Here is a 10,298-nt window from a genome sequence, read left to right as displayed (position 1 = left end):
GTACCTGCCGATGTTCAAGTCCTAGGCGCTGTGGAACTGTCGAGACTTCAGCCCTGGGCCTTGGCGGCCGCCAGGTAGGGTGCCAGACGCCGTCCCATTTCCTCGCCGAGTGCCTGCAGCGCGCTCATGGGCCGGACCATGACTTCGAACTCGACAATCTTGCCGGTCTCGTCGAACCGTATCATATCGATGCCCTTGAGCTGTCGACCCGCCACCTCGGCGCTGAACTCCAACACCACGCTGAGGCCGTCAGCCGTAGCCAGCTCACGATGATAGGTAAAATTCTCGAAAACCTTGACGACCGTGCCGAGGATGGTCGAGACCACCCGCACCCCTGGGTATGGGGTATGAGCCATGGGAGAACGGAACACCACGTCAGCCGCCAACAGTTCGGGCAACGCGGCCAAGTCGCCGCGCGCGACCATGTCATGCCAGTGTTGCAGCGAGGCAGCGGCTCGTGGATGAAGCTTGAGTTCGGACATCTTGCGTTCCTCGGTATCGTTATTGTTCTGGATTGCGTGCAACGTTCAGCAGCCAACCCTGGGCCCTGAAGGTATAGAAGGTTGGCGCAGGGACCTCGGCCTTCATTGAACTGTGCGCTGCAGCCTTATACTCTAGCCGCTGAGAGCTTATGCCAAGGATAGCCATGCGCGTCATCGTAATAGGTGGTTTGGGTAACTTCGGGGCGCGCATTTGCCGACGCCTCGCACAGGAGCCAGGTTTGACGGTGATAGCAGCCAGTCGCCGCACTGGCGGCGGCGTCCATAGGTTCAGCTCCGGAGAGACCGTAGCCACCCTCCCCCTTGATATCAATGCCTCCGATTTCGCAGCTCGCCTTGCCGAAGCTGCGCCGGGTCTGGTCATACACTGTGCCGGGCCATTTCAGGGCCAGGACTATGGCGTCGCGCAGGCGGCTTGTGCTGCCGGTGCCCACTACCTGGACCTCGCGGACGGTCGGGAGTTTGTCGAGCACTTTTCAGCCCATGTAGACGCCCAGGCAAAGGCCGCCGGCGTGCTGGCCATTTCGGGAGCCAGTAGCGTGCCCGGATTATCTTGCGCGGTGGCCGATCACCTGGCCAGGTCCTTTAGCCGCGTGGACGGCATCAGGACCGTTATCGCCCCCGGCCAGCAGGCCGCACGCGGCGTCGCCACCATCAAGGCGGTGTTTGGTTATGCCGGCCTGGCCTTTGCCCGCTGGAATGGCGGCGCCTGGCGCAAGCAGTACGGATGGCAGGATATCCGGCGCTTCAGCTTCGTCGGCTTGGGCCCACGCTGGGGAGCAGCGTGCGATGTGCCGGACCTCGCGCTGTTTCCGGCCCGATACGCGGGTGTCCGCGATATCGAATTCCATGCGGCACTGGAACTGCGAATCCAGCACGTCGGCCTCTGGTTGGCAGCCGCCTTGCGTCGGCTCGGATTGCCATTGCCGATCGAGCGCTGGGCGGCCCGGCTGGACACCATGTCCGTTCTGCTGCTCGATCGGCTTGGCAGCGACACGGGGGCAATGAAGGTCCAGGTGCGTGGAGTGCTCAAGAACAACAAACAAGGTTGTTTGACCTGGCAGCTAACCGCACCGGGCGGGCACGGGCCGGAAATCCCGTGCATGGCGGCGGTGTTGCTCGCCTGTAAGTTGGCGAATAAGCAACTTCACCTGACCGGGGCGTTCCCGTGCATGGGCTTACTGGAACTGGAGGAGTTCGAGACTGAGTTCCAACGCTGGAAATTCACGTCCGCCATTGTCGAGGAGATGCAATGAAGCAACGTCGAATTAGCCTCATCATACCAGCCTCAGCCTTCGATGCTTTTGAAGCTTTTCACAACCATGGTGTGCGTCGGCAGTGGGATACGTTGCTGTCCCATGCTGCGGTCGAGGGCGGTGGCAGTCACCCCTACATCGGCGCAATCACGTTCAATCAGGGGCGCGGCTGGAAACGTCTGTTTGCGTTGCGTACCCGTTTCGTCAATTACCGGCCAGCTCAAGTAGCGGCAGCAGTAATTGTGGAGCCGGCGGGATGCTTCCAGTGGTGGGCCGCTTCAATGCGTCATCGTGATCTTGATGATGGGACCTCGGAGCTGATTTATACGTTCAGCGTCCGACTGCGCCCGAGGTGGCTGGGGTGGATGCTGGACCCGTTGGTCAACCGAGTGTTCGAATGGGAAACTCGCCAGCGTTTTGCGGCGATGGCGACGTATCTGCGAAGTATTGCCAAGGAACGCGCCACGGGCGATCGGAATGCCTAGACCAACCAGACCTGTAAAATCCGCTGGTGCTTGAGAGCGTTAGATCAGCTCTCGGAGGAAATGATTGATTCGTTACTGGATTCAGCCGCCAGTTTCAATCGGTCGGCTTTGCTAATGTATTTGTTTTTTTTTACCGGTGCCAATTTGGCACTGGCCTTTTTCGCGTTAGCCTTCAATAGCTGGTTTATTTTTTTACGACGATTCATATTTTCCTACTCAGCTTGTGAATTTTTGAATGATATCAGCTTATTGATTGACTGATCAGCCGTGCCCATCCGAATACTTCGCAGGCTCACCGCTTCCAGGTGTGACGCGTCGAGAGGTTCCGAAAGGACGTCACCCACGCAGTCGTGCTGTGAACGCATATCACAATCCCCCACTCACAAACTGATTACGTCCGAACGCCTTGGCGTTATACAGAGCCTGATCTGCCATCTCAATCAGCCCTTGCAAATGGTCCAGTTGAGACCCCGTGGCGGTAGCAATCCCAATGCTCACACTTAGCCGTCCGAACGGGCTGGTGTTGTGCGCAATGTTCTCTTGCTTCAAACGGTCGAGGATAAGTTGCGCCACCACCGCGGCACCGTCACTGTCGGTGTCAGGCATGATGACGCCCATCTCCTCTCCGCCATAACGTGCCACCAGATCTGACGGTCGCCTTACGCACGCCTCGAAGATTCTACCGACCGTCTGCAGGCATGCGTCTCCTGCCACATGCCCGAGCGAGTCGTTAAAGCGCTTGAAGTAGTCGATATCAATCATCATCAATGCCAACGTTGTGCCCTCGCGCTGTGCTCGCCGAGCCTCCATGGCGAGGCTCTCGTCAAAGCAGCGCCGATTTGCCAAACCGGTCAGGGCATCCTTCATCGCAAGCAACTCAAGTTGCCGATTCGATGAGAGCAACTGCTGCTGAGCTCCACGCAACTGATCTTCTGCCTTGGTCCGCCGACGGATATCGAGGATCAAAAACCAACCGATGAGACCGGTAAGCCCCAGCAGCCCGGTCACCACCACCGCCGACAGCAGCGCCTCCGTTCGCCACGCGGCGAGGGCTTCGCGCTTGCCTAGCGCCACAGTGGTTATCAGCGGGAGCCGGTCACTCTTTCGGAAGGCGTAGAGCCGCTCCACGCCGTCCAGGCTGGAGGTGAACGACGCGGTACCGACTGATCGATCGACAAGATACTTTGCATAGATGGGCGACTTGGAAAAGTTGCGCCCCATGTCCTGCTCGCGGAAAGGATAGCGAACCAGCAACGTACCGTCGGTATGGGACAAGCCGATAGCACCCTCCTGCCCCACGTCGATCTTTCCAAACAAGCGCAGGAAATTTTCGACCCCCAAGGTGACCGACACCACGCCGGCAAACTCACCGCGAGGATCATTGAAACGCCGGCTGATAGTGATCACCCATTCCTGATTAGATCGGCTCATGATTGGCGGACCGATAAAAATCTCACGAGATGGATCGTCACGGTGATGAATGAAATAGGCACGATCAGTGCTGTTCGCCCCGGCTGGAATCGGCCGGTTGGAGGACATCAACCAGTGCCCCTGATTATCGTAGATCGTGATACCACTGAGCTGTGGCATCAGCGGCTCCTGGCGGCTGACCAATGCACTCAGCCGCTGAATCTGCGCAGGTCCGCTACCTTCGGTTTCCAGGCGTTCGACAAGCCCGAGCAAAAGCAGCGAGCTTTGGCGGACGATACCTTCGGAATAAGTAGCAAGCGCCTGGGCAAGGTTCAAGCCATGGATGTTCACTTCCTCCAGCGCTCGATCTCGAGAGGCCAACACCTTCCAGACAGTCAGTGACGCCAGGGAGCTACCGATAACCAACAGCAAAAGCACAACCAGATGGGTATCACGCTTCACATTACTACCTTATGGAACATCCGGTTTTCCGTTTCAGCGACTATTGGATCAGGGCAATAGCGGCGGCCATTCGTCCTCTTCTTGAACAAGGATACAAGTAGTCGTGCATCGCTGCAGCAACAGATTATGCGAGAGGAAAATGTACATTTTGTTTCGCGTCACGGTGTCTAAGCGATGCAATTCAGAGACTTCAAGAAAGAACGCTCACACGTGCTGACACAGCAATAAGAATAAGTGCCCGCCTCGGCGGTTCTTCGGCATCCGGCTAGGGCAAAGTGTCGCGCTTGGCGAAGATGCTTGCCATTTCCGCCGCGTTCTCGGTTCCCCAGGTGCACAGCGGGACGATCGCCTCAGCCAGGCTGCGGCCGAGCAACGTCAGCGTGTAGTCCACACGCGGGGGCACTTCTTTGTAGTCGGTCCGCGCCAGCACGCGGTCGGCTTCTAGATCCTTCAATTGCTGGATCAGCACCTTGTCGCTAACGCCTGGGATCAAACGCTTGAGCTCGCCGTAGCGCTTCGGGCCGTCGCGCAGGAAAAACAGGACCAGCGGTTTCCACTTGCCCGAGATGATGCGCAGCGTGGCATTAAGCCCGCAGCCGGTACCGCAGATTTCAGAATTCGTCGTCATTTTTTTGATACTTACCAAAAGGTGCATACTTGTCCTTAGGTTATCAGAGCTGCATCCTCATCCTCAAGCAAGCAGTTCCGCTTGCGTACAACTCCAACGAAGGATGCATGACATGACCAGATTGAATGGAAAGACCGCCGTGATCACCGGTGGTGCTACCGGCATCGGCCGCGCCGCGGCAAAGCGCTTCATCGAGGAAGGGGCTTTCGTCTTCATCTTCGGCCGCCGGCAGGAAGCGCTCGACGCCGCTGTCGCCGACCTCGGAGCCAATGCCCGCGCGGTGAGGGGCTCGGTCTCCGATCAGGCCGACCTCGACCGACTCTACGCAGCGGTTAAGGCCGAGCGCGGAAGCCTCGACATCGTCTTCGCCAATGCCGGGGCGGGAAGCCAGCTTGCGCTCGGCAAGATCACCGCCGAGCACATTGACGAAACCTTCGACACCAACGTGAAGGGTTTGATCTTCACGGTCCAGAAGGCGCTGCCGCTGATGGGCCAGGGCGGTTCGATCATCCTGACCGGATCGAGTGCCGGCACCACCGGCGCCCCGGCGTTCAGCGCCTACAGCGCGAGCAAGGCGGCAGTGCGTAATCTCGCGCGGAGCTGGGCGGAGGACCTGAAGGGCAGCGGCATCCGGGTCAACGTGCTGTCGCCCGGGCCAACGGCTACCGAACTCGCGAAGGAAGCGCTGGGCGAGGAAGGCATGAAGGTCTTCGCCGCGATGAATCCGCTCCAGCGCATGGCCGATCCGACGGAGATCGGCGCGGTGGCCGCCTTTCTCGCATCGCAGGACAGCAGCTTCATGACCGCCAGCGAGGTCGCCGTCGACGGCGGCCTGGCGCAAATCTGACTCGCTGCGCCCGGCCGCTCACTCCAGTCGCTGGGCGTGGTAAACCCGAGGAAAATATATGAGCTACGCAATTATCGGCTTCGGCAAGCTCGGCCAGGCGCTTGCCAAGGCCTTTGCCCGCAGCGGCATCGAAGTATCCGTTGCAACCACTCGCGCCCCGGAAAACTTCGCCTCCACTGCGACTGCGATCGGACCCGAAGTCATTCCCCAAACACTGGCGGAGGCCCTCAAGGCGGACATCATCTTCTTGGCTGTCCGTTACGAATCACACCGGGATGTCGCGAAGGCGCTGCCGACCTGGAAGGGAAAGACCATCGTCGATGTGACCAATGCTTACGGTGTGTCCCCGGAGGAACTGGGAGGACAGCCTTCTTCCAAGGTGGTCGCGCAGGCCTTCACTGGTGCAAGACTGGTTAAGGGCTTCAACCATTTGGTCGCTGCCGTCCTTGACCAGGATCCGGTCGTACAGGGTGGCAGGCGAGTGGTGTTCCTGGCGAGCGACGATGACGGCGCCGCAGAGGAGATTGGTGTGCTTGCGGAAAGTCTCGGTTTCTCGCCGCTCAGGCTTGGCGGGCTTTCGGCAGGCGGCCTGCTTGTGCAGGCGCGCGGAAATAGCTGGGGTCAACTGATCTTCAAGGACTTGGTCAAGTTCGACTGAGGTACTTCGTACGACGTGACAGGGCGCGCTTGCTGTCCTGCTCACTCCGCGCTTACAGGAAAGATACATCCACCATCGCGGACCAGCGCCTTCACCTCTTCGCTCACCTGCATAGGGCTTTGACCTAATCGAGCAACGAACTCCTCGCGGCGCAGCACGTACGACTTCGAATCGTACTTCGCGCTCCACAGGACGATGTTGAGCACGATGGGAATGAGGTCCAGGCCCTTCTCGGTCAACGTGTAGAAATCCTTGCGCCCGTCGTCGGGGCTGGGCGTCCTCAAGAGAACTCCTTGCTCCTCGAGAGAGACAAGGCGGGAAGCAAGGACATTGGTCGCGATTCCCTCTTCCGATTTGAGGAACTGGCCATACGTCTTCTTGCCCACAAAAACGATGTCGCGAATGATCAGGAGCGACCACCGGTCGCCGAAGATCTCCACGCCGTAGTTCACTGCGCAATGGGACCGAATCTCTTTTTTAGACGTCGTTTTCATGGTTGGATCTTAACATCGCTTGTAGGTAGCAAGTAAATTTCAACGAATTACTTGCTTTTAACAAGCAACATACCCAGCATGGTTTGCACGTTGAACGCGGTCGCCGGACCGCGCCGGCAGTCCATGCATGATCAACCCATATTCAGTAGGGGAATTCGAAATGAAAATCGGCTTTATCGGTGCCGGGCCTGTCGCCCAAACGATCGCCAAACACGCCCTATCGGTAGGTCACCAGGTTGTACTCAGCAACTCGCGTGGGCCTGAGTCACTCGCCGCCCTTGTGGCAGAGCTGGGTTCCGACGCTGCCGCCGGAACCGCGAAAGAGGCTGCGGAGCAGGACCTCGTCGTGCTTGCCGTCAAATGGTGGAACGTACAGTCGGCGTTGTTTTCGGTCAGCGACTGGAAGGGCCGGATTCTCGTGGATACAACCAACCGCGTTGCCAGCCTTGAGCCTTTGGTGCTAGGCGACATAACCGGTCGAACGTCGAGCGAGATCGTCGCAGATCTCGCGCCGGGAGCGAAGGTCGTCAAGGCGTTCAACACCCTTCCCGTGTCCTGGATCTCGGATTTCTCGATGTCAAAACGCAAGACTGCGCTCTTCGTGTCCGGGGATGACGCCGGCGCCAAAAAGGCGGTAAGCGACCTTATTGAGGAGATCGGTTTCTACAGTCTCGATGTAGGTTCCCTGGCAGAGGGCGGCCGACTCCAGCAAACCGGCGGACCGCTCATAGGGGTCAATCTTACGTTCAGTGAACGGTTCGTCCTTCCTACGATCGACTGACCGAGAGAAACATGACGCAGCGCGACAGCCGGGTGCTACGGGTCGCCGCAGCGCCTATTCAAATGGACCGTTTAATTGTTGTCCCTTCCGTGACCTCGAAACAAACATCAGTAACTCGTGAAACGGGTGCACACTGAGATATCCAGACTGCATTTTAAGAACCCGTTGTACAAATATGACTTCCAACGGCACGAAATTCAGGGTCGGCAACTACCAGCAGATAGGAAACGATTTCCACCTACGACGCCCCACGGTGCTGCGGTGGTGGTTCTCTAGCAACCAATTCGAGATTTCCATATGAAACCCAATCCGCCAATCGATAACGCACTACGTGTCGCGTTGGTTACAGGATCCACTTCCGGTATCGGCGCAGCCATTGCACGTACACTGAGCCGGGCAGGCTATGCGATGGTCCTCCATTCGCGAAACTCTGCGGATACGGGTCGCGCTATGGCTGCCGAAATGAAACAGGCTATCTACGTGCAAGCTGATCTTGCTTTTGAAGCTGACAGGGTCAGGCTTGTTAACGAGGCGATCGCCGCGTGGGGTCAGCTCGACGTATTGGTCAATAACGCCGGCATCAGCAGAGTTATTCCGCACAGCGACCTTGCCTCGGCCACTTCGGCGGTGTGGAACGAACTTAACGAAATCAATGTGGTGGCGCCGTTCCACCTAGTCGCATTGGCCGAATCGGCATTGCGCGATGCCGCCCGTTACCGTCGAGCAGGCAGCGTCGTAAACATCAGTTCGCATGCTGGTGTCCGTCCTAAGGGCGCATCCATTCCCTACGCGGTGAGCAAAGCTGCGCTCAATCACATGACCCGCTTGCTCGCGGTGTCACTTGGGCCAGACATTCGCGTAAATGCTGTGGCGCCTGGCTTGGTCGACACGCCTCTGACCGCAGAGTGGACAGGAGCCCAAGAGTTGTGGCGAGATCGCGCCCCAATGCGCAGGGCGGCTAGCCCAGACGATATTGCAAACGCTGTTGTAATGTTGGTTGATTCGGACTATTTAACCGGTGAGATACTCCTGTCAGACGGCGGATTAAATCTGACCTAGGTTTAGCGCTCTCCGCAGGGGCTGCGCGAGAAGACGAGTTACTGTGTTTTGCCGACGGGCTCAAACGCCGGACGGATACGATAGCTTTGCAGGGCGGGCTAGATGACTTTGCCGGACGGATACCGTAAAAAGATCGAAATGTTGTTTACCCACCTCACGCGCATCCTGAAACAGGATCGCTTGCGACTACGCGGTATGAGTGGTGCGACCGATGAGTTCACGCTGGCGGCCGCGGTACAGAACCTGCGGCGATAAGGGCCGCCAGTTACGGGATAGGTGCGCCTGCACTAGGTAAAAAACCTCAAGCTAACCCAATAACGGAGCCGCAAAGCTCAACGAAGGGCCGAAAAACCAATCAATGTGGTGAGTCGGTTCTCCGGTGGCGGTCGTGCCTGAGTTCAGGCGAGCTGAAAATCCGACTTTTTCAACAGAATCGGCCAGAAGCGGACGGTCGCTAAAGAAAGAAACCTTTAGGCCGATACAATAAAATATAAACTGTATTCCAGGAGGATTTTCAAATGAGTATGAAGCTCGGAGCCGCAGTTCTTGCATCCAGCAAACAGGCAAATGCTTATGTGATCAAGAACCCTAATCAGATTACTAATTCATTTACTATCACAGATAAGGCCAAAGCGGCAGCCACACTGAACCTTTCTAGCGAGAGCGACATCAACCAGCTGAAAAGCACCTTAAAAAACTATGATATGGCATCCATAAGCACTAATGACCTGGCAAAAATCGGAGCATTACTATATCAGAATGGATTAATCGACCAACACGTAGAGTCGCAATTTATATCGGGAAACATGAATTTCGGCGCGAACGGCCAGCAAATCAATAAAGATGTTAAATTTAACGCGATCGCCATGTTCAATGAAATGCTTATCGACACCAAGGGGATTGCAAAAGCCAATCCAGAATTTGCAATGGAAAGCCAGGCTGGGTACAAAGTAGCATTACACTCCTTGGTAGGCGCCAACCAAGTCGTAAATGCATTAGCCTATTTTTCCAATTCGCCACATAACAATCTTTCAGTAAATGAGCGAGCCTGATAAATACCCCCCCTCTGCTTCACGAACCTTCCCGTCCGTAGCCCCAGACGAACGTCAACTCATGCTTCGCTATGCTTAACACACCGCAGGAACGGATGAATGCAGTCCTGACGGCATGAGCGCCAGGAGCAAAGGCAGGGAGATGAGGCTGTCATTTGAATAGAGTATCGAATGATGAAAATGCTGCTAATGGTCGAGCTCCCGAATGCCCCCTTCAACGCTCTCGTCAGATCCGGGAAGATCGGCGAAATCATGGGGGTGAGGAGCGATCGGTACGGGGTGGTTTACACGCCCCAAATCCTACTCTGTCTTGGCACAATCAAGTCGCGACGAGCAATTGGGGACAGACCACGATATTGATGCTGCTGGCCGCCCGTCTGCCTGTCACGACGGGTGGGAGTCGACCCAGCGCTGCCTGTCAGCACAGACAGAAAACGGCCAGAAGCGGGCGATCAGCCTCCATCACGTCGTCCGACCCGACAGCGAGATTCTAAAATCGCCAGACAATATGTCCATGTCCTGCTTTATTCCCAAATTGCATGAATCATATGCCCCGCCGCTACGTTCCGCAGCCCCGCCAAGAGCAGCAAGATAGCCCCAGCACTCTTGCTGACCCACTCAAGGAAAACTGCGATGACCACTTTCACTCGTTACACACTCGACACC

Annotated in this window: 13 protein-coding genes; 8 read left to right on the top strand and 5 right to left on the bottom strand. The window is 57.1% G+C overall.

Annotation, left to right across the window (positions count from 1 at the left end; genetic code table 11):
- Positions 1-47: 47 nt before the first annotated feature.
- Positions 48-482 carry a nuclear transport factor 2 family protein gene (locus M5B96_RS31965; protein WP_248801116.1) on the bottom strand — a complete coding sequence of 145 codons (435 nt, stop codon included), beginning with the start codon at positions 480-482 and terminating at the stop codon, positions 48-50.
- A gap of 149 nt (positions 483-631) precedes the next feature.
- Between M5B96_RS31965 and M5B96_RS31960 the strand changes: the two genes are divergently transcribed.
- Together M5B96_RS31960 and M5B96_RS31955 are read left to right on the top strand one after the other, a co-directional pair.
- Positions 632-1,756 carry a saccharopine dehydrogenase family protein gene (locus M5B96_RS31960; RefSeq protein WP_318654867.1) on the top strand — a complete coding sequence of 375 codons (1,125 nt, stop codon included), beginning with the start codon at positions 632-634 and terminating at the stop codon, positions 1,754-1,756.
- The gene (locus M5B96_RS31955) at positions 1,753-2,241 is read left to right on the top strand and encodes a hypothetical protein (RefSeq protein WP_248801111.1); all 489 of its coding nucleotides are present in this window, start codon (positions 1,753-1,755) and stop codon (positions 2,239-2,241) included. Before M5B96_RS31960 ends, M5B96_RS31955 begins: the two co-directional genes overlap by 4 nt.
- A 44-nt stretch (positions 2,242-2,285) precedes the next feature.
- Here the strand turns inward: M5B96_RS31955 and M5B96_RS31950 are convergent, their stop codons facing one another.
- The 3 genes from M5B96_RS31950 to M5B96_RS31940 all read right to left on the bottom strand — a co-directional run bounded on the left by M5B96_RS31950 (position 2,286) and on the right by M5B96_RS31940 (position 4,741).
- A complete protein-coding gene (locus M5B96_RS31950; RefSeq protein WP_248801110.1) occupies positions 2,286-2,447 on the bottom strand; it encodes a DUF2986 domain-containing protein in 162 nt (53 codons plus the stop codon).
- 160 nt (positions 2,448-2,607) lie between these two features.
- Positions 2,608-4,113: a diguanylate cyclase gene (locus M5B96_RS31945; protein WP_248801108.1), complete on the bottom strand. Its 1,506-nt coding sequence runs from the start codon at positions 4,111-4,113 to the stop codon at positions 2,608-2,610.
- Between the two features lie 265 nt (positions 4,114-4,378).
- Positions 4,379-4,741 carry a winged helix-turn-helix transcriptional regulator gene (locus M5B96_RS31940; RefSeq protein ID WP_248801118.1) on the bottom strand — a complete coding sequence of 121 codons (363 nt, stop codon included), beginning with the start codon at positions 4,739-4,741 and terminating at the stop codon, positions 4,379-4,381.
- 112 nt (positions 4,742-4,853) lie between these two features.
- Between M5B96_RS31940 and M5B96_RS31935 the strand changes: the two genes are divergently transcribed.
- Positions 4,854-5,588: an SDR family NAD(P)-dependent oxidoreductase gene (locus M5B96_RS31935; RefSeq protein WP_248801106.1), complete on the top strand. Its 735-nt coding sequence runs from the start codon at positions 4,854-4,856 to the stop codon at positions 5,586-5,588.
- 58 nt (positions 5,589-5,646) lie between these two features.
- Positions 5,647-6,246, top strand: coding sequence for an NADPH-dependent F420 reductase (locus tag M5B96_RS31930; protein ID WP_248801104.1), 600 nt, complete (start codon positions 5,647-5,649; stop codon positions 6,244-6,246).
- A gap of 41 nt (positions 6,247-6,287) precedes the next feature.
- Here M5B96_RS31930 and M5B96_RS31925 read toward each other — a convergent pair whose 3' ends face one another.
- Positions 6,288-6,740 (bottom strand): winged helix-turn-helix transcriptional regulator, encoded by a 453-nt coding sequence (locus M5B96_RS31925; RefSeq protein WP_248801102.1) that lies wholly within the window; start codon positions 6,738-6,740, stop codon positions 6,288-6,290.
- Positions 6,741-6,900: 160 nt separating this feature from the next.
- On the opposite strand from M5B96_RS31925, the gene M5B96_RS31920 reads away from it, so the two are divergent.
- The 4 genes from M5B96_RS31920 (at position 6,901) to M5B96_RS31905 (ending at position 9,632) form a co-directional block, all read left to right on the top strand.
- On the top strand, positions 6,901-7,521 hold the full coding sequence (locus M5B96_RS31920; protein ID WP_248801100.1) for an NADPH-dependent F420 reductase: 621 nt from the start codon (positions 6,901-6,903) through the stop codon (positions 7,519-7,521).
- A 297-nt stretch (positions 7,522-7,818) separates the two neighbouring features.
- Entirely contained in the window at positions 7,819-8,580 is a 762-nt protein-coding gene (locus M5B96_RS31915; protein ID WP_248801098.1) for an SDR family NAD(P)-dependent oxidoreductase, read from the top strand.
- A 102-nt stretch (positions 8,581-8,682) separates the two neighbouring features.
- Entirely contained in the window at positions 8,683-8,835 is a 153-nt protein-coding gene (locus tag M5B96_RS31910; RefSeq protein ID WP_412548677.1) for a hypothetical protein, read from the top strand.
- Positions 8,836-9,098: 263 nt separating this feature from the next.
- Positions 9,099-9,632, top strand: coding sequence for a hypothetical protein (locus tag M5B96_RS31905; protein ID WP_248801096.1), 534 nt, complete (start codon positions 9,099-9,101; stop codon positions 9,630-9,632).
- Positions 9,633-10,298: the final 666 nt, after the last annotated feature.

Origin of the sequence: Pseudomonas sp. MWU13-2105, assembly GCF_023242315.1 — a bacterium.
In the GTDB taxonomy this organism is placed as follows: Bacteria; Pseudomonadota; Gammaproteobacteria; order Pseudomonadales; family Pseudomonadaceae; genus Aquipseudomonas.
This window is presented reverse-complemented; position numbering and strand designations above follow the sequence as displayed.

Bases quoted from the DNA above. Each gene is read 5' to 3' on its own strand.
- M5B96_RS31965 (WP_248801116.1), bottom strand. From the start codon at position 482: ATGTCCGAACTCAAGCTTCATCCACGAGCCGCTGCCTCGCTGCAACAC.
- M5B96_RS31960 (WP_318654867.1), top strand. From the start codon at position 632: ATGCCAAGGATAGCCATGCGCGTCATCGTAATAGGTGGTTTGGGTAAC.
- M5B96_RS31955 (WP_248801111.1), top strand. From the start codon at position 1,753: ATGAAGCAACGTCGAATTAGCCTCATCATACCAGCCTCAGCCTTCGAT.
- M5B96_RS31950 (WP_248801110.1), bottom strand. From the start codon at position 2,447: ATGAATCGTCGTAAAAAAATAAACCAGCTATTGAAGGCTAACGCGAAA.
- M5B96_RS31940 (WP_248801118.1), bottom strand. From the start codon at position 4,741: ATGACGACGAATTCTGAAATCTGCGGTACCGGCTGCGGGCTTAATGCC.
- M5B96_RS31935 (WP_248801106.1), top strand. From the start codon at position 4,854: ATGACCAGATTGAATGGAAAGACCGCCGTGATCACCGGTGGTGCTACC.
- M5B96_RS31930 (WP_248801104.1), top strand. From the start codon at position 5,647: ATGAGCTACGCAATTATCGGCTTCGGCAAGCTCGGCCAGGCGCTTGCC.
- M5B96_RS31925 (WP_248801102.1), bottom strand. From the start codon at position 6,740: ATGAAAACGACGTCTAAAAAAGAGATTCGGTCCCATTGCGCAGTGAAC.
- M5B96_RS31920 (WP_248801100.1), top strand. From the start codon at position 6,901: ATGAAAATCGGCTTTATCGGTGCCGGGCCTGTCGCCCAAACGATCGCC.
- M5B96_RS31915 (WP_248801098.1), top strand. From the start codon at position 7,819: ATGAAACCCAATCCGCCAATCGATAACGCACTACGTGTCGCGTTGGTT.
- M5B96_RS31910 (WP_412548677.1), top strand. From the start codon at position 8,683: ATGACTTTGCCGGACGGATACCGTAAAAAGATCGAAATGTTGTTTACC.
- M5B96_RS31905 (WP_248801096.1), top strand. From the start codon at position 9,099: ATGAGTATGAAGCTCGGAGCCGCAGTTCTTGCATCCAGCAAACAGGCA.